Source organism: Psychromonas sp. SP041, assembly GCF_000470315.2.
Taxonomy (GTDB): domain Bacteria; phylum Pseudomonadota; class Gammaproteobacteria; order Enterobacterales; family Psychromonadaceae; genus Psychromonas.
The window spans coordinates 69,506-89,203 of the sequence record NZ_CBRF02000009.1; the positions used below are offsets into that span (position 1 = coordinate 69,506).

15 protein-coding genes and 1 pseudogene are annotated in these 19,698 nt (G+C 36.3%); 10 read left to right on the forward strand and 6 right to left on the reverse strand.

What is annotated here, in order from left to right; genetic code table 11:
- The first annotated feature begins 69 nt into the window (after nt 1-69).
- On the forward strand, nt 70-1,341 hold the full coding sequence (locus tag SP041_RS06925) for an MFS transporter (protein WP_025564891.1): 1,272 nt from the start codon (nt 70-72) through the stop codon (nt 1,339-1,341).
- Between the two features lie 134 nt (nt 1,342-1,475).
- Here SP041_RS06925 and SP041_RS06930 read toward each other — a convergent pair whose 3' ends face one another.
- Together SP041_RS06930 and SP041_RS06935 are read right to left on the reverse strand one after the other, a co-directional pair.
- Nucleotides 1,476-1,886 (reverse strand): hypothetical protein, encoded by a 411-nt coding sequence (locus tag SP041_RS06930; RefSeq protein WP_025564892.1) that lies wholly within the window; start codon nt 1,884-1,886, stop codon nt 1,476-1,478.
- Between the two features lie 251 nt (nt 1,887-2,137).
- Nucleotides 2,138-2,356 (reverse strand): annotated as a pseudogene (locus tag SP041_RS06935) (DUF1272 domain-containing protein); the annotation flags it as partial.
- A gap of 488 nt (nt 2,357-2,844) precedes the next feature.
- Between SP041_RS06935 and SP041_RS06940 the strand changes: the two are divergent.
- The 4 genes from SP041_RS06940 (at nt 2,845) to SP041_RS06955 (ending at nt 8,729) form a co-directional block, all read left to right on the forward strand.
- Entirely contained in the window at nt 2,845-3,426 is a 582-nt protein-coding gene (locus tag SP041_RS06940; protein ID WP_025564893.1) for a TrmH family RNA methyltransferase, read from the forward strand.
- Nucleotides 3,427-3,950: 524 nt separating this feature from the next.
- Nucleotides 3,951-5,504, forward strand: coding sequence for an alanine/glycine:cation symporter family protein (locus SP041_RS06945; RefSeq protein WP_025564894.1), 1,554 nt, complete (start codon nt 3,951-3,953; stop codon nt 5,502-5,504).
- Between the two features lie 291 nt (nt 5,505-5,795).
- The gene (locus tag SP041_RS06950) at nt 5,796-6,362 is read left to right on the forward strand and encodes a hypothetical protein (RefSeq protein ID WP_025564895.1); all 567 of its coding nucleotides are present in this window, start codon (nt 5,796-5,798) and stop codon (nt 6,360-6,362) included.
- 378 nt (nt 6,363-6,740) lie between these two features.
- A complete protein-coding gene (locus tag SP041_RS06955) occupies nt 6,741-8,729 on the forward strand; it encodes a cation:proton antiporter (RefSeq protein WP_025564896.1) in 1,989 nt (662 codons plus the stop codon).
- Between the two features lie 100 nt (nt 8,730-8,829).
- Here the strand turns inward: SP041_RS06955 and SP041_RS06960 are convergent, their stop codons facing one another.
- Complete coding sequence (locus SP041_RS06960; protein WP_025564897.1) at nt 8,830-10,002, reverse strand: MFS transporter; 1,173 nt, start codon at nt 10,000-10,002, stop codon at nt 8,830-8,832.
- 289 nt (nt 10,003-10,291) lie between these two features.
- Between SP041_RS06960 and SP041_RS06965 the strand changes: the two genes are divergently transcribed.
- The 4 genes from SP041_RS06965 to SP041_RS06980 all read left to right on the forward strand — a co-directional run bounded on the left by SP041_RS06965 (nt 10,292) and on the right by SP041_RS06980 (nt 14,905).
- Nucleotides 10,292-11,203 (forward strand): LysR family transcriptional regulator, encoded by a 912-nt coding sequence (locus tag SP041_RS06965; protein ID WP_025564899.1) that lies wholly within the window; start codon nt 10,292-10,294, stop codon nt 11,201-11,203.
- Nucleotides 11,204-11,391: 188 nt separating this feature from the next.
- Nucleotides 11,392-12,312 (forward strand): LysR family transcriptional regulator, encoded by a 921-nt coding sequence (locus SP041_RS06970; RefSeq protein ID WP_025564900.1) that lies wholly within the window; start codon nt 11,392-11,394, stop codon nt 12,310-12,312.
- A 133-nt stretch (nt 12,313-12,445) separates the two neighbouring features.
- Nucleotides 12,446-13,546 carry an adenosine deaminase gene (locus SP041_RS06975; protein ID WP_025564901.1) on the forward strand — a complete coding sequence of 367 codons (1,101 nt, stop codon included), beginning with the start codon at nt 12,446-12,448 and terminating at the stop codon, nt 13,544-13,546.
- 27 nt (nt 13,547-13,573) lie between these two features.
- A complete protein-coding gene (locus SP041_RS06980) occupies nt 13,574-14,905 on the forward strand; it encodes an NCS2 family permease (RefSeq protein ID WP_025564902.1) in 1,332 nt (443 codons plus the stop codon).
- Between the two features lie 296 nt (nt 14,906-15,201).
- Here the strand turns inward: SP041_RS06980 and SP041_RS06985 are convergent, their stop codons facing one another.
- The 3 genes from SP041_RS06985 to SP041_RS06995 all read right to left on the reverse strand — a co-directional run bounded on the left by SP041_RS06985 (nt 15,202) and on the right by SP041_RS06995 (nt 18,395).
- The gene (locus tag SP041_RS06985; RefSeq protein WP_137297479.1) at nt 15,202-15,555 is read right to left on the reverse strand and encodes a hypothetical protein; all 354 of its coding nucleotides are present in this window, start codon (nt 15,553-15,555) and stop codon (nt 15,202-15,204) included.
- A gap of 173 nt (nt 15,556-15,728) precedes the next feature.
- Nucleotides 15,729-16,694, reverse strand: coding sequence for a TAXI family TRAP transporter solute-binding subunit (locus SP041_RS06990; protein ID WP_137297480.1), 966 nt, complete (start codon nt 16,692-16,694; stop codon nt 15,729-15,731).
- Nucleotides 16,695-17,102: 408 nt separating this feature from the next.
- Nucleotides 17,103-18,395 (reverse strand): aminotransferase class V-fold PLP-dependent enzyme, encoded by a 1,293-nt coding sequence (locus SP041_RS06995; RefSeq protein WP_137297481.1) that lies wholly within the window; start codon nt 18,393-18,395, stop codon nt 17,103-17,105.
- Between the two features lie 281 nt (nt 18,396-18,676).
- Here SP041_RS06995 and SP041_RS07000 point away from each other — a divergent pair, with 281 nt between their 5' ends.
- Nucleotides 18,677-19,621 carry a LysR family transcriptional regulator gene (locus SP041_RS07000; RefSeq protein ID WP_137297482.1) on the forward strand — a complete coding sequence of 315 codons (945 nt, stop codon included), beginning with the start codon at nt 18,677-18,679 and terminating at the stop codon, nt 19,619-19,621.
- Nucleotides 19,622-19,698: the final 77 nt, after the last annotated feature.

Below are 19,698 nucleotides of genomic sequence, written 5' to 3' on the forward strand. Positions count from 1 at the left end.
AATAATCTTGGTATCGCCATAATGAAAGTGAAACAACCACTGCATTAAAGCCATCCCTATTGGAGTTATATGTTACGTGCACTAATCCCGATCTCCTCATTACTCATGTCTAATGCCTTTTTATTACTTGGGCACGGCTTGTTATTAACATTGTTACCGATTGCGGCTAGTGAAGCAGGTTTTTCTGATACTCAGGTCGCATTGACCGGATCAGCCTACTTCTTGGGATTTGTATCGGGATGCTTAGCAACGCCTTATATGTTAAAAAGAGTTGGCCATATCCGAAGCTTTGCAGTACTAGCAACCTCCTATTCTGTCGTGATCTTAATTTTCCCTTTATTACCTGAATTTTATAGTTGGATGTTACTTCGATTCGTCATTGGTATTGTTATTTCAGGCTTATATATGATCATAGAGAGTTGGTTAAATGGTAATGCGACGCCACAAAATCGCGGTTCAATACTTTCAATTTACACAACGCTCAATTTAATCATGGTGATGTGTGGACAACAATTATTTAACTTAGGGGCAGCTGTTGAAGATGTTATGCTATTTAGTTTAGCAGCGATATTAATATCCATTGCGATCATTCCTGTTTCACTTACACGCTCTGCAGCACCGGCTGTGGTACATCAAGTAAAATTAAACATGGTTAAGGTTTGGCAACACTCACATATAGCCCTTATTGGAGCCATCGTAGCAGGCTTAGTGACAGGTGCTTTTTGGTCTTTAGCCCCGATATATGCGACGGATAATGGTTTTGATAGCAGTCAATTAGGTCTGTTTTTATCCTCAACCGTACTGGGAGGAGCTTGTTTTCAATTGCCGTTAGGAAAACTATCAGATAAGTTTGATAGAAGAACGGTGTTGATGTATGCCGCTTTAATGGGAGCAGCCGTTTCACTATCATTCGTTTATTTACCTCATTTTGTTAGTGTCTTTGCGGGTTGGCCGGCTTTCATTTCTGCTTTTTTCTGGGGAGGTAGCTGCATGACCTTATATGCAATATGTTTAGCTCATGCAAACGATAACGCAACGTCTGATGATTTTGTGGAAATAAGCAGTGCTATGCTTATCACATTAGGAATATCATCGGCTATTGGCGCTCCTTTAGCATCATTAACGATGGGTTTAATGGGGGCCGATGGACTTTATGCTTTTACTAGTGGATCACTTATCATCTTTTTTATCATTGTTTTATTTAGACGTCGTAGTCATATCCCACCATCAACGTTAGAAGAAAAAGAAGAGTTTCGAACCGTCACTGATATGGCTGGACCTGCCGCCTATGAAATGGATCCTAGAACAGAAGTTGATGCTATCGAAGAGAATGAAAAATAAAAATTAAACGGCTATCACATTTAGTGACAGCCGCTTAATTGGAATAGAAAATTTAAAATGAAGTGATAATGGCCGTATTAATACCAGCTTTACATTCTATCTGGCATAACCATGATGAGATGGCGGGTGAAGCGTTATAAAAACCTAACTTCATTTTTAAAGTCACTGCCCATATTGTAACTTGATTGCACATCACTATCATTCAAACTAACAATATCGCCCGTCTGTTCTAAGATAGCTTGTTCAATTTTTTCATTCGTCACTTCACCGTCGATATATACAATATTCACATCATCGTCATCAACTGAAGCAGAACCGCCAGGTAAATAGATAGTGCCATTATTGAAATCGACTGCGAAGGCGATCACTCCAGGTACAAGGAAAAATAATAGGCCAATTGCATTTAATGCCACAATACCGACATCAAGTTGGCCAGAACGTTGCCCTTTTCTTTCTGGTTTTAAAATAGTGCCACAGCCTGATAGCTGGACAGTGAGTGCAAGCGCTAATGGTATGCCAATAAACTTTTTAAATTTAATATTCATTAAATTTCCCTTAGATTATAAAATTGTATTTAAGTGGTAAGTTAAGATGATTAAGCTGAGCAATTTAACAAACGATCTTTGGTTATTTGTTAACAACGTTATTCGATAGTATTTTGTGATGTGAATATTTTACAGTCTTTTTTATAGTGTTATTTCATAGTCTTTTTTTCATACCATTGATTTTTAACGCATTAATAGCTATAAAAGCATAGAAGATAAAACTCTTTAAAAGAGATAAATATTTAATCTTATTATTTTTTCATACAACTATGTGATTTTAATACGCGCAGAGTAGATGCAGGATTTTTTTTGAGAGACGCTATCGTTCTAATTGGACGTTGAACTAAATTCCCTGAGCAGTTAGGACAAGTAAAATCTAATATTGTTTCAGTACAAGTGGCACAAAATGTACATTCAAAAGTACAAATAAAAGCGTCAACAGATTCAGGAGGTAAATCTTTATCGCAACATTCACAATTAGGTCATAGTGTTAACATTTAAAGCTCCATTTTAGATAAATGTATAAGGTATGGTTAAACTTGGTTAAATGTACTTAAGTAAAAAATCAGATGATAGAGAGCAGTTAAACAGAATGATTTACAGAGTCACTATGCCCTATATTCAACAGCATTATACGTAATAAGCACATCAGAAGATCACTTTAACTTCACTGCACAGCGAAACGACTAATTATAAGTGCATATAATTTATTTCATTTTCCTTGTTAGCAAATCCATTTTATCTATTCATTTTATTTTTTTGTACAAATTGACCTACCAACATCGACACGTTCATCTACATAAGTGATAATAGCCCCCCATTAATATTCGCAATATTTATCATAAAATTCACCACTAAATTTGTTCGATTATTGTTCATTTCATTTCGTTCACTAGAAGCTTACTAAAGCAAAAATGACATTAAATAATAAACACTGCTAAAACCAAAAGAGTAAAAAATGACAGATAAAAATACTATAAATATAAGCAGTACAAACGATTTAAAGATACAAATGAGCAAAGAAGATCTGAGAGAGAACAAACCAACCCGTGACGAATACTTAGATAAACCAAAAACCCCCTTAATAGTTGTATTAGACAATGTCACTAACAGCTATAACATTGGCGCTTTTATTCGTTTGGCTGATGCCTTTGCTATCGAAAAAGTGATTATATGTGGTGCAGGCGCATTGAGTATTTCAGATAAAAAAATGAAGAAGGCTTCTCGAAATGAAGCAAAATGGGTAATCGTTGAATATAGTGATAGCACAACAGCAAGTCTACAAATGCTAATTGATGAAGGTTATACCGTACACAGTGTCGAATTATGTCATGAATCGATTGATTACAGTGATGTTAATTACCCAGAAAAAACGGTGCTAGTATTAGGTAATGAGCGTAAAGGTGTAAGTGAAGCGGCATTAAAACTCAGTCACCAACATATACACATTCCGATGTTTGGTATGGGAAACTCACTTAATGTATCTACCGCAGGGGCAATTGTATTAGCTGAATGCGCCAATCAAATTAGAAAGCGTTAATCAGAAAATGTCAATTACAGCGCTAGTGAAAAATGAAGATTAAAAAAGGCGTATTCAGTTCCTCTGGTTAATAACAAATTTAGGCAGGTATAAAGAACGCTTCTGCACTCTCATCAGATATAAAAATAAAGAAGCGTAAACACTGAGTACAACAACTTACTAGGTGACTTAGAAAGCACACTCTAATTGGTTAAAAGTATTTAATTCGTAGTATTATCACAACATTGCTGAATTTAGATTCACCTTTTCAAATTTACAAACGCGACATTAAAGTTAATTAACTCGATTCATTTACCTTTTTATTATTAAGACAAACCACTTAATATCAATACAATTTAGGTTTGTTTCACTTCACATTGTAAAAATAATAGTTTTTTATGCTGTTTAAGGAAAAAATTCAGTTTAATCCACTTCAAACGTATAAAATATCTGCAAAATACAGTTAATGAAACCAAAGAAAAATACCTATACTGTTTATACAAGAAAAACTTGTTTTAAATCAAATAACCTACAAGGAAGTAAATATGAGAAATATACGAGAAGTTTTATCTGTATTTTTATTAGCCTTTAGTACCAGCGCTTTTGCCGAAGAAGCGGGTTCTTTTGGTCAGTCTATTGCAGCATTTAGTGAATTAGTCGATGGTTTTTTTAATGACTATACGGGATGGTTTGTTGCTTTAATTTTTAAAAGTGTACCAATTGGCGAAGCTAACTTTCCTCTTATCGTAGGTTGGTTATTATTAGCAGCTTTAATCTTTACTATTTACTTTGGCTTTATTCAATTTAGACGTGCAGGCATGGCAATTGATATTGTTAAAGGTAAATACACTGACCCTAACGCTAAAGATGAAGGTGAAGTATCTCATTTCCAAGCATTAACAACTGCGCTTTCAGGGACTGTTGGCCTAGGTAATATTGCTGGTGTAGGTGCGGCTCTTGCGATTGGTGGCCCAGGTGCAACATTCTGGATGATTCTATGTGGTTTATTAGGCATGGCATCTAAATTTTGTGAATGTACTTTAGGTGTTAAATACAGAACGATTTTACCGTCAGGCGTTGTTTCTGGTGGTCCAATGTATTATTTAAGCCAAGGCTTAAGCGAGAAAGGTTTAGGCGGTCTAGGTAGAGCATTAGCGATCGGCTTTGCATTAATGTGTATTTTAGGTGCGTTAGGTGGCGGTAATATGTTCCAAGCCAACCAAGCACACGCAATGTTAACGTACGCGTTTGATGTACCAAGTGAATACGGCATCATCACTGGTGTAGTATTAGCAGCATTAGTATTCTCTGTTATTGTCGGTGGTATGCCTTCAATCGCATCAGTAACAGAAAAAGTGGTTCCTTGGATGGCTGCTCTGTATGTTGGTATGGCCGTTATTGTTATTGTAGTTAATATCAGTCAAGTTGGTCCTGCATTCGCCGCTATCTTCGAAGGTGCATTCACAGGTGCTGGTGTTGTTGGTGGTTTTGTTGGTGCGTTAATTCAAGGTTTAAAACGTGCAACCTTCTCCAATGAAGCCGGTGTCGGTTCTGCAGCAATTGCTCACTCCGCAGTAAAAACAAAAGAGCCAATCACTGAAGGTTTAGTATCATTACTAGAACCATTTATTGATACGGTTGTGATTTGTACAATGACAGCATTAGTTATCACCATTGCTGGTTTAAACGTTGCACCATATGACGGTAGCGGTTTAACAGGTGTAACACTAACTGCCGCTTCATTTACTGAAACAGCTGGCGTATTTAAATACTTACTAGCATTAGCAGTAGTTATGTTTGCATTCTCAACAATGATCTCTTGGTCTTACTACGGTCTAAAAGCATGGACTTACCTATTCGGTGAAGGTAAAGGTAAAGAGTTAGTATTTAAACTAATGTTCTGTGTATTTGTTGTTATCGGTGCGACGATTCAGTTTGGAGCTGTTATCGACTTCTCTGATGCAGCTATCTTTGCAATGTCTATTTTCAATATCATTGGTTTATATTTCTTAATGCCAGTTGTGAAGAAAGAACTACAATCTTTCATCGCACGTGTTAAATCAGGCGAAATAAAAACCTACGAAAAGCATTCTAAATAAGCATCTCAATAAAGTTATGATTGTTAATGTCCGACATTAACAATCAATTTATTAAACATGTGAATATCAACCTGTTTTAAAATGAATATTTAACTTATCCTAAGGCTATCGCAGTAAAATGCGCTAGCCTTTTTTTATACAAAAATTTCTGCTTTGTATATGTTATTTGTAAACATAACATCCTATACTCATGTTTTTTAAAATATGACATCAGCCTAAAAAGTAAACCAGACGGAACATGGTTAACCAAGCTCTCTATAACGGGAGAAAATACGGTAGGAAAGGATCAATATGCAAAATACGGCCAAACTAACCATTGATTTAAATCGCCCTTTACTCAAGGATGGTCCAAATTTTTTATCTCATACTGTAATTGTTGCAGACGATTTAGCGCACTTAAAACCAACGATTACCGCTATGTTATTCTGCATGGTATATATTGTAGTCGGCAGTTTTCTATTGATTCTTGCTACTTACCTATTAATCGTGACAACCATGTATGATCTTGTTATTTTTGTAGGTGGCTTTGGTATTGCTATTGCAACTTTTGGTTTATCTCTAATTCAGCCTTTTTTGAAACGAGCTAGCTTCAATAAGGCATCTGGCCTTTTTGATAACCATAGAGATAGAGACGTAAAATTACACCACATTATTTCTTTACACATTAACAACAAAATTATCCAGTCTAAACACGCTCCAAATTATCACTGTTATGAACTCAATTTATTAACAGAGCATGGGCGAAGAATTAATATTTTAAATCATAATAATCAACAGCAGCTGTTACAAGATGCTGAATTATTAGGAGATTTCTTGCAAGTTGAAGTGAATGATTGCCGTAGAGAAATCACCTTATAAGCTCAACAATATAAAATTTAAGCACCATGTTAATCTACATTGATTAGATAATAATGGAGTGTTTTGTAGACAATAGTTATGAAGCTTATAGTCATAACGAAAAGATTTTAAGCCATTGGTTAAGTCATTTCCCTTTCTTTAAAAGATTTATTTTATTAACGATGAATTAAAGCGTTAAATGAATGCAATTTTTAAAAAAATCTATCAATTATCACTTTTATATTAAGCTCCTATTGTTATATTATTGATTGCATTCTTTCAATCGTTGTTCACAACAAATCTCTCCATAAACGATTTAAATAATGACAAAAAATACGCTTAGTAACGTTCATTAATACTCTATTTTATTCATACACTACAATATAAAGAATTTACAATATGACCACTTATTTTATTCAAGCTGCTCTTTACCTTTTAGTCGCGGTAATATGCGTTCTTTTTGCTAAAAGATTTGGATTAGGCTCAGTGCTTGGTTACCTCAGTGCAGGTGTAATCATTGGCCCTATTACCGGATTAGCAGGTGAAGAAACGAACACTATTCAGCATTTTGCAGAATTTGGTGTTGTCATGATGCTATTTATTGTTGGCTTAGAGTTATCACCTAAAGCCTTATGGAATATGAAAAATAGATTGATTGGCTTAGGTGGTTTACAGATTGGATTAACAACGTTAATTATCACATCTATTGGTGTCGCATTAGATTTCCCATGGCAACCCTCGCTTGTTGTTGCGCTTATTTTCTCACTCTCATCAACAGCGATTGTGATGCAAAGTTTTGCTGAAAAGTCTCTCAACAAAACAGACGGTGGCCAAGCTGCATTTTCTATCTTGTTATCTCAAGATATCGCAGTAATCCCGATGCTTGCAGTGATTCCATTATTGGCTATTCCAGCCTATTTTGGTATGCCAGAAGCCAGTTCATTAGTCACAGAGCACCATAATGTTTCATTAGTTGAGAACTTATCGGGTTGGCAATATGCAGGCGCGATTGTGATCGTGATTGGTTTGATCATCGCTGCTGGACATTATATCTCTAAGCCATTATTTACGTTGGTTGCCAAATCTGGATTACGAGAACTTTATACCGCCACTGCATTATTATTAGTTATTTCTATTTCAGCGTTAATGAGCGTCGTAGGTTTATCGCCAGCGTTAGGTACATTTTTAGCTGGTGTTGTGCTAGCAAACAGTGAGTTTCGCCATGAATTAGAAAGTAATATCCAACCTTTTAAAGGGTTATTATTAGGTTTGTTTTTTATCACCGTAGGCGCTGGTATTAGCTTTGCTGTAATTAGTGATAACTTTTTATTAATCAGTGGATTAACTATTGCAGTAATCGTTATAAAAGCAGCCGTACTATTAAGTTTAGCGATTATTTTTAAGATTAAAAAGTCAGATGGTTGGTTATTGACGTTAAGCTTAGCGCAGGCAGGTGAATTTGGTTTTGTGGTATTAAGCTTTTCATCACAAAGTCAGGCGTTACCACCAGAATGGGTTGCGATCCTCTCCCCTGTTATCACGCTTTCTATGTTCTTAACACCACTTTTATTCATATTCTATGGCAAAGTGATCACCAAAAAATATCTCGTTGTTCAACCGAAAAAAGAAGCAGATAATATTGAGAAAAAAGGCCAAGTCGTTATTGCAGGCATTGGTCGTTTCGGACAAGTCATCAATCGCTTGTTGATGGCAAATGGTTTTGAAACAACCGTAATAGATCGTTCAACCGATATGATTGACCGTGTAAGAAAAGTGGATATTCATGCTTATTATGGCGATGCAACAGACTCCAGTTTGCTCTACACAGCCGGCCTTGAAGAAGCGTCGTTATTAGTGATTGCCATTGATGGCCCAGAAAACATATTGCACTTAGTAAAACATGTGAAGCAATTCCATCCGCACCTACCTATCGTTGCCAGAGCGTATGACCGTGGACATGCCTATCTTCTCGAAGAAGCGGGAGCAGATCACGTATTTATTGAATCTTACTTTACTGCATTAGAAATGAGTAAAAGCGCGTTAAAAGTATTAGGGTTTGATGAGAAAAAAGCTGAAAAAGCCAAAGCTCTTTATTATCAAACTGAGCTAGATCACCATGAAGAGCTGCATAAAGCTTGGAATGATGCGAATAAAGAAAGCTATCTATTTAACGACTTTATTGAATTGTTTGTTTCCTTAGAAAAAGAGATGAGAGCAGCAATGAAAGAGCAGATAAGTAACGATAGTAACGATAGTAACGATAGTAACAATGACCATGATGGTAATATGACCGATACTGATACTCGACTCAATAGTGATACAAGTACAGTTCCAGATATAAATGTAGGTGTAGATAAGGTTAAAGATACAAATAAAGAAGAGTATTAACCATATAGAAATTTCCCTTACTTTCAAATACATTAAGGTAATGAAAGTAAGGGATCTTTTACGAAACGTTAGTAAGGCTTAGTAAAACTTAGCTAATAGATTATTTTTTAGCGAAAGCATTAAAAACTGCGCTAATCAAAATAAAGATAATGCTCACGACAACGACGCCCGGCCATTGATACATTGCAAATGCTTTAACACCTGCCATTGAACCCAATGCCCCTCCTAAATAATAGCCGAGCATATAAATACCATTAATACGACTCTGTGCACTTGGATCAATGCTAAATACACGAACTTGGTTCGCTACCTGTGCACTGAAGATGGCAAAGTCGATTAAAATAATACCGATAATTAATGCAATAAGATTCCCAGCAAATACACCAGTAATCGCAAAACCAATCGCAGCTAACGTTAATACCATCAGAACTAACTTTTTAGAGCCTAATGTATTAACCCATTTTCCAGACGATTTAGCACCAATAACCCCTGCCAATGCAATCACGCCAAATAAACCTGCTTGTTGTGCATTGTAATTAAAAGGTGCATCACTAACATAAATAGCTAATGTAGCCCAGAGCACGTTAAAAGAAGCAAACCAAAAAGCACCTGCTAATGTATAAGTTTGTAATGACTTATGCTTTACAAATAAAGACACTGTACTTTTAATCAGAGAGAAATAACCTAAATCAGTATGCGGTTTATTGGTTGGCAAAAATGTACGTAAAAGCACACCAAAAATAGCAGCCAATAGCGCAGACATAATAAATACACTTCGCCAACCAAAGTGCTCTCCAATAAATCCACTTAACGTCCTTGATAATAAAATGCCAATGGTCAACCCCATCATTAACGTGCCTAATGTTGCACCTTTGTTTTTAGCCGATACCATTGAAGCGGCAAAAGGAATTAATTGCTGCGTGATATTCGCGCTGACTCCAATTAAAAATACTGCGATAAGTAAAATAGTTAAACTAGGCGCGACTACCGCAGCACTACAAGCCACCACCAATAAACACGATAAAATACCAATCAGTTTGCGACGAGCAATAGAATCACCTAAGGGTGAAATAAAGAGCAACGCAAAGGCATAACCAAATTGTGTTAACGCTGGGATACTACCAAGCTGTGAATGCGTTAAATTAAACTCATCAGCAATCAAAGGTAAGATGGGTTGGCTGTAATAAAGGTTTGCTGCTGTTGCTGCAATTGCGGTTGTCATTAATAATAATATGAATCGACTTAACGATTGATTTTTTTCTGTGTTGGTCATTTTTATCCTCAGAGAATAATGCTCAGTAACTCAATATGTGTGGATAATAGAGGTTCTGTTTGAATAACAAAAATGATAATATTTTATTGAATCTATACAATAATTGCATAGGTAATGATTTAAACGATGAAGAGTCATTGAACCCAGTATGATGAGATTATGTAGATAACCCTCTTTAAATAACTCTTTTTAAATACCCATTTTTAAATAACAATGTTTAGATAAAAATTTAGAGAAAAGTGTATAGATAAGCACGCTTAGATAATAATGTATTGATGAGAAAAGTAAGATGGATATAAAAACATTAAACAGCTTTATCGTGGTTGCTAGATATAAAAGCTTTTCTGAAGCAGCTCGAGATCTAAATACCGTCCAACCCGCTATTAGTCGTCACATTGCAGCATTAGAAGCAGAACTCGGCGTCACATTATTTAACCGTAACTCCAGAGACGTTGCCATTACAGAAGCTGGTGAGCAATTATTAAAGGATGCGAGCGTTATTTTAGCGCTGACCAAACAAGCTAAAGTTCAAGTTAAACGTGCTCATAATGGACAAACAGGAACCCTTAACATCGCCCACCTAAGTTCAGCATGTTTAACGTTTATGGCTGAATTAGTGCGTACTTATAAAGCACTGTTTCCAGAAGTACATGTAACTTTATTTGAAATGACCGCAACACAACAAATTGAAGCTTTCAAAAACGACCGAATTGATATCGCATTCTCACGTCCTTTACCTAGCACTATTAATAATGAATTTATCCACCATGATATATATATCGATAAGCTGGTCGCAATTGTTAATCAACAACATGAGTTAGCAGGACAAAAGAGCATCAATTTAGCAGAGCTGAAAAACCAATCGTTTATTATTTTTAATCGAGATGAAGCACTAGGGTTATTTGATGAAACCATCATACTTTGCAAACAAGCAGGGTTTTCACCAAATATTACTAGCCACCCAAGACACATGCAGACTTTAGTCACTGAAGTAGCAGCAGGTTTAGGTGTCGCTATTGCCCCTTATTGCATTCGTAAACTATACAGTGAAGGTTGCCATTTCATTACGTTAGATAATGCCACTACAAAAATTCCAGTACAAGTTCAATATAAGAAAAATAATACAAGCGCGACAGTTAATGCATTTGTTGACATTGCTTTAAACGCTAAGAATGAAATACAACGTAGTATGATGAATTAATATCTAATTAACTCAGTGGCGATTCCACATCGATATTAAATAAGCCTTGTTAAATAGGTATTGTTAAATAGGTATTACTCTGCAAAAAGTTTTGTTAAAGGCACTTTAAATAGTGATGCACTACAAGAAATTCAAAATCAGTTACCATTTTAAAGCCATTAGAGAGATTAGAAAAAGGACATGAAGCATTGAATATTGATACTAAATGGCTACAAGATTTTTTAGCACTAGCTGAATGGCAGCATTTTACACGTGCAGCAGAAGCGCGTCATATTACACAACCCGCCTTTGGCCGCCATATTCGTTCCCTAGAGAAAGCGGTTGGTAAAACATTAATTGATCGCGCAACGACGCCAATCAGCTTAACGCCAGCAGGACGTCAGTTTAAAAACATAGCCTATAACATGATTTCACAAATGGAAGATGGCTTAAACCTACTTAATAACATTGAAAAACCACTGTCTAATCCGATACGAATTGCTAGTCCACATTCGCTATCATCGCCTATTTTACTAGACCTCATTGAACATAACAGTCTTGAACAACAACGTTTTTCTATTGATATTCTACGAGTAGACTTTGCAATGCAATCACTGATGGATGGTAATTGTGACTTCTTTCTTGGTTTTGAGATTTTATCTTTATTACAACCACCCTTTCAAAATATTAAAATTGGCCATGGTAACTTCTTGTTAACCTCTTTAGCAGATAAAGAAGGTAAACCATTATTTAACCCGCACATCAGCAATACGCCTATTATTGGTTATAGTGCAGAATCTTATAGCGCTCGATTGATTGAACAATATCAACCGGAAGTAACAAAGCTTAATACTTACCAAGTCTTTGAATCATCAATGTGTCATTTACATAAAGAGATGGCTTTACGCGGGAAAGGTATCGCCTGGCTACCCGATGCGCTGATTCAAGAAGAGCTAAAAGCAGGTAAATTAGTGGCAATTGAACCGCTTTTATATCGACTGCCTTATCAAATACGTTTGTACCGTAACCCCTCTCCCTTAAGAAAAGAAGCTGAAGATTTTTGGAAAAATATTAACCTTCAAGTGCAATCTGATTGGCAAATAAACTACCCATGGGAAGTCGATAGCTAGCCTTTTTACAGCACTAAAATTAAAAATCAATGCCGAAACAGCACTAACATGTCGTTATTTGCATTTAACATTAAAGGCCAACAAGCAGATACTCTCTTAATCTATGCATTTTTATTAAATGATTAAGGCAGCTATGAGTTCACCTTCTATTACGTTAGATCAGTTTTATCATCAATTTCCTAAAGCCGACCTTCACTATCATCTACTCGGTGGCGTAAGACTTGAAACCATGCTCGCGTTTGCTGATAAATATCACGTTGAATTATCGGAATTTGATGCTAAATGTTATTACCGTGCTCATCAAGGTCAAACAGGTATCGCTAAAGGCGGTATTGAAGCACTGACATTGTTATACCAGTTAATGCGTGAACCAGAAGATTACATTCGCGTATTAATTGAAGTCGCAGAAGATGCACATGCCTGTGGCGTTCGCTATATCGAAACATTCTGGAATCCAAGTGATACTGAATTAACTTACCAACAAGTCACAGAAGCGTTAGCACAAGCGATTGACTATGTAGAACAAGAGATGGGATTGATCATTCGCTTAATTCCCTCTATCAACCGTGAAAAATCTCCAGAAGTTGCCGTTGAATTAATTGAGCAAATGATTACTTTTCCGCACCCTTATGTTCTAGGACTTGGCATCGACTATAAAGAACATCAAGCGCCCGTTGAGCATTTTTGGAAAGCCTATTCTCTTGCAAAACAACATGACTTGAAACTGACAGCACATTGTTCAGAGTTTGGTTTACATTGGCGAAATGTTGAGACAGGTATTGAACTGATTAACGTTGACCGTATCGACCATGGTTACACGATTATTGATAACCCAGCACTCACAGAAAAATACGCACAACAAGGTATTCCGTTTACCGTCATTCCATCAAACACCTTCTATTACAAGAAATGGCCAGATCATCGTGATTGGGCAGAAAAGCACCCTATACGCGACATGGCGAAAGCAGGCCTGAATATTATCCCTTGTACCGATGATTGGCATATTCACAATACCACCAGCGCTAACTGCTATCGAGTCATGGTTGAAGATTTTGGTTTCGACTTAACCAGCTTACGACACATGATGATCAATAGCATTGAAGCAAGTTGGGCACCACAACACATAAAAACACGATGGCTAGCTGAATGGGCTTTAGCATTTGACTCACTCAGATCATGTTTATCAGAACAACCTGTTACAACAGAAGCACAACTAATTAAATACCGACGCTAAATTAACCCCAAACTGAAAGGAAGCAACATGGACACAGTGACAAAAACATCTGGATTTAGCATCGCTAAATGGTTTGATTTTAAAGGTAATAAAACAAACTTAAAAACCGAAATTATTGCGGGATTTACCACCTTCGCCACCATGGCTTATATGGTTGCGGTTGTACCTGGTATGTTAAGTAAAGGAGGGATCCCTTTCGATAGCGCATTTACTGTGACTATTTTTATGACCGTAATAACCACCATTGCCATGGCACTCTACACCAACCGTCCTTTTGTATTAGGGCCTGGTCTTGGTAGTGTCGCTATCTTCTCTTATACGTTATTAGGTAACGATGTCCCTTTAAGTATTGCTGCAGGTATCGTCTTTATAAGTGGTGTCTTATTTATGCTTGTCTCATTCTTAGGTGTGCGAGACTTTGTTGTGCGTATCATTCCACAGAGTGTCAAAGTATCCGTAGGTGTAGGAATTGGTTTATTCATCGCCTTACTTGGCTTTAAACAAGCAGGCATAGTTGTCGCAAACGCACGTAAAAATGTACTGGTTTTTGGTGACTTAGCAACAATGGAAGTTTTATTGGCCATTGTTGGTTTCTTTTTGGTGTTGTTTTTTACATCACGTAACATTAAAGGTGGCATCATCATCTCAGTGCTTATTATTACCTTAGTCAGCATTCCATTAGGTATTACCAGCGTTCCCGACCACTTATTCCAAATGCCAGGTAGCATGGACGGAATGATGTTTGAACTCGATGTTATAGGTGCTCTTAGCCCTGTGTATTTACCTTTTTTACTGGCGTTCTTTATTCCAGATTTTTTCTCCACTTTAGGGGCGCTTTTAGGGTTAGGTTCACAAGCGGGTTACCTAGATAAAGATGGAAATTTACCCGGTATAGAGAAAAACTTCCATGTAGATTCAACAGCCACAACCGTCGGTGCATTATTTGCCTGCCCAGTGTTAACAACTTACTTAGAAAGTGCCGCAGGCGTAGAGTCAGGTGGTCGAACTGGTTTTACCGCGTTAGTCACCGCGGCTTGTTTTACGCTTATTTTATTCTTAGCGCCATTGGCTGCGATGACTCCTACAGCTGCAACAGCTCCCGTGTTAATGTACATTGGTATCATTATGATGGGCTCAATGCGAAAAGTGAATTACGATGATGTGTGTGAGTATCTACCCGCTTTTGTATGTGTTGCCGTCAGTATCTTCAGTTTTAACGCCGGTAATGGTATTGCAGCAGCGATGTTAGTTTATGCTTTCTTGAAATTGGCAACAGGACGATACAAAGAAGATCATTGGTCAATTTACTTAATTGCATCATCTATGATTTACTATTTTTATATTGTTTCGGCTCACTAAAAAATAACCTGATTAATCAACTTTAGTATATAAAAAAGGGACATACCGTTAGCATTATTAAATGCTTGTATGTCTCTTTTTAGTTTCTGACTTCTTCATATATCTAACAAAGCCCCTTCCACATAATTACTTATGATCAGAAATACGTTTCGTATTATTATTTGAATCTAAGTTATTGATAAAATAATAAAAAATATAAATTTATTTTTTATTATACTTGTGAGGAAATTAAAATATAGAGAATCGAGCAGTCGATGAGGTAATTAGCGTAATTGAAATGAATGATATTTGAATTTTTATACAAAAACGATGATAAGTGATGGAATATTCGGTGTGTGATAGATAGCCAACGCCCAATCAGCCATTGGTATTTGCTTTCGAGATGAAGCTTTAAATGCAGGGTAAGATAAAAAAGCTAAGAAAATAGCAAAACCCAAATGGATAGATCTCGCTTCCCCACTTGAGAATACACCCCAACCAAATGTAAAAGGTAAAGGAGAAGCAATCCAGATCTGAAATAGAGCCCACACTAACGCAACACCAGCCATCAGTTTTAGTATTGAAGTACTGGTTGGGTTTCGTCCACCAGTGTCGGTAGAAGCAACAAGATCTTGCAGTTCCTCGTCGCTCATTAACGTTTTTTCAGTCATCAGAAATTTTCTATTGGTAACTGCATTTTTAAAATTAAATTATTCTATATGATGCATATTTAATGTTCTTTATACCCAAGCTACTTCGAGTTAAAGCAGCTTGGGTATATTTCATTTTAAAAATGAAAAAGCGAAAGTATCAATACTTCCGCTTTATTTAGTTTACTGCTGAATTACATCCAGCCTTTTTCTTTGTAATAACGTACTGCGCCTTCATGAAGAGGGGCTGATAGATTTTTTGTGATCATATCGCTTTCTTTTAGGTTAGCAAAAGCAGGATGCATTTTTTTGAAACGTTTAAAGTTTTCAAATACAGCTTTAACCATTTGGTACACTACTTCTGGATCTGTATTGGTTGTACTGACAAACGTTGCAGCGACACCAAATGTAACCGTATCTGTATCCGTACCTTTGTACATGCCACCAGGAATAGTCGTCAATGCATAATAAGGATTATCAGCTGCTAATGCTTGCGTCTCTGCATTATCTACCGGTACGACAATCGCATCACAAGTAGTCGTTGCTTCTTGTGTAAAGCCATTTGGATGTCCAGCAGTGAAGATAATTGCATCTACTTTACCATCACATAAAGCGGCAGATTGTTCTGATGACTTAAGCTCAGATGCAACGGCAAAATCATCCATTGTCCAACCCATTTTATCCATAACAATTTCCATGGTACCGCGCGACCCTGAGCCTGGGTTACCTACATTTACTTTTTTACCTTTCAGATCTGCAAATGTCTTGATACCAGAGTCAGTGCGAGCAACAACAGTGAACGGTTCTGCATAAACAGAGAAAACAGAGCGTAGCTCTTTATATGCACCATCTGGGAATTGATCAGGTGCAGTACCGTTATAAGCGTGGAATTGCCAATCAGATTGAGCGACCCCCATATCCAGATTACCAGAGCGCAGACCATTAATATTAGTCACTGATCCGCCAGTAGTATGTGTACAGTTTATATCGTGATTCGCTGTGCCTTTATTGACTAAGCGACAAATTGCCCCACCAACCTGATAATAAACACCTGTTTGACCACCAGTACCAATAACAACATGCTTAGTCTGAGCCATAGCAGATGTTGCCATTAAGGTTGCGCCTGCGATTGCAGTAATCGCTAGTTTTTTAATAAACATATTAATTCCTTTCTTTAATTTGTTTTCAATATTTTCCTGTTTCATCCCTACTTATTTATCTTCAACAAGTTACCTAGCAAAACGATATTAGCCTTTAATACTGGATAGACTTGTAAACTCCAGCCGTCATAATTGAAGGCAGGGTCATAAGATAGTTAAGAACAAACAGAAATCGAAATAATGTTAGTTGAATATAAAACGCTAAATTAGCTATTATTTAACCATTCATTTGAATTGTATTTATGCGTTTATGTCGGTAGACAACTCATAGTCACCGGCAACAAAATACGCTAAAGATATTGCTACAACCCCAGCTCTATTTTCTTTATTTTTGATCTCTTTTGGTACGTCTATTTTCATTTTCTACTCCTTGAAATGTTAATGTTAACGGTTAAATTAATAGTTATATTAACTATCTGACTTATTACAAAGTTCTTCGGTTATTTTTAAAAATTCTTCTATATCTTGTAGACTATGGCAGTGAATAGGCGATACCCGGATAGCCCCCTTTAAGCCAAAGGATTCAAGCATTCTTGATGAGTAAGGACTTGATAAAAGACGTTCAAAAGTAATAACGCCTGCTTCCTCATACATCTCTACTGCTTTTTTATACTCTAGATTGTCAAAGCCAATGGCCATGATAAAATCTTTTTTGGTCAAATCATTACAATCCAGATAAGCATGAACACCTTCTATATGTCTAAGACCTTTTACCTTTCCCGTGCCTTCTAACATCGCATTCATCAAGGCTCTTTCATGCAGTTTGATTCGATTCATTCCTTCGACAAAAAGTGCCCTTCTATTGTCTGAAGAGCTATACTGCTCACCTATCCAACAGACATAATTAATAACTTCTGTAAGTGCTGCAAAATGCGCAGGCGCTGGGCTTCCGAGTTGCCAGAATTCATGTGGTTTAGCAATTAATTTATTGTGAGGTATTTTGGAAAGTCTTTCAGAAACATAACCTACGCCAAAACCACGAGGGCCAAAAAATTTATAGGGAGCAAAGTTAATCCCGTCAACGGGTACTTTAGTGACGTCAATAATCCCATGGGGAGCATGCTGAACTGCGTCTGCGATGATATAAAGATTTGGTTTTATTTTTCTAGCTTGTTCAACAATTTTTTCTTCATCTAGCAAAGCACCAGAAACATTTGATGCATACATAAAACACAGTAAACATGTATCTTCATCAATCAGTTTTGTAATTTCTTCAACATCCACACCGCCCGTCAAAGGGTTTGTTTTTGCTATTCTTAACTCCTTGCCGGTTTTTTCAGCATAGGAGACCATCGCGTCATAAGCTGATGGATGCTCTAACATAGTGGTAACAACGTTGCTTCCTGGGACGTTCTCCATTACCGCTCTAACCATATCGAACATAACCATTGATGCAGTAAGCGATGTGACAATACTTCCGGAGTCAATATTGAGCATTGTTTCAATTGATTTATAACCCTCCTTTTGTATATCCATAAGCCATTTAGCTGTCTCATTACCATGCTCTGGACAATCGGGTAATTCATCTAACTTTCTAAATGTTTCACTTGCAGCTTTTAGTCTAAAAGCACCACCTGAATTATCGTAAAATAATCTTTTTTTATTCGTAATTGGATCTATATCCACATGATAAAATTTTTCTTTGATCTCTTTTACCATTGAATCACTAAAAAACTCACCTTGCGGTACGTTGTAATTCATTAATCCTTTCCTTTTAACTCATTGAATATAAATATTTAAAAAAGTATTTTGAACTGTTTCTCAGCATTTCGATATTTTGCCTTCAAACATTATTCATTTTATCAGGGCAACTCCTTAGAATCTGATACAGCAACTACCCCCTAAAATTGTTGGTTATACGTTCAAAATCTGATTGGCTTTTAACCTAACAGCTTTAAAATAATTAAAATAATGAATTATATTGAGCTTATATATTAAATGTTTTAATGTTTCATTTTTAATATATACGTTTAGGTAAAACTATGAATCTTGAGCAGGTTGAAACTTTTTTGATGATCACAGAAACAAAAAACTTATCCTTAGCAGGTAAAAACTTGTTTATTTCTCAATCAGCAGTGAGTCATCGTATTCGTTGCTTAGAGGAAAAATTAAACTGCGAATTGCTAATAAGAGCGCGTGGTGAAAAGTTAGTGACACTGACACAAAAAGGTGAGGAATTTATAGAAATTGCAATGCGTTGGAAAGCGTTGTGGAACGAGACTAAACAGTGGTCATTACAAGAATCTAAAATGAACTTAAGACTTGCAAGTATTGATAGTTTAAACACCTGTGTTTTTTCAAACCTATATAAAGAATTAATTCATAACCACAGTGCAGATGCTGACAATATTAATGGTAAAAATAGTCAAAAAAGTAGCACAATAACGCTCAATGTCAGCTCTCATTGGAGTAAAACCATTTATGAGTTAATTGAAAGCCATGATATCGATATTGGTTTTACACTTAATTCACTAAAATATCCAAATGCAATTGCGAAATCTTTGTTTAAATCAAGAGGTGTCGTTATTTCTTCAGTTTCATCCAAATATCCGGAATTAGTGCATCCGCATGATTTAAATACCGCCAATGAAATTCTCTTTTCAAGCATTCCTGAGTACCATATCTGGCATAATTTCTGGTGGGGAAATGATCAAAATGAATACTCCAGTGTTGACACTGTTTCATTATTATTCACTATTTTCGATCTTGAAGAAAAGTGGGCAATTGTCCCTGTTTGGATTGCCCGTGTATTTGAAAAAATTCACCCAGTTAAAATATCTGAAATTTCAGTAGCACCACCTGAATATGCCTGCTATCAAGTGACTAACCGCAACCCTAAACCGAGTAAATTAAAAGCTATTGAGAAGTTTACTATTGCCTTAGAAACTTATATGAAAAAAGAGGTTTTTATTAATAGTGTGCAGTAATTTTAGGGATAAAGTATTAACAACATTTAATACTTTATCTTTTTGAATGTTATCCATTCATTTATAAACACCTTATT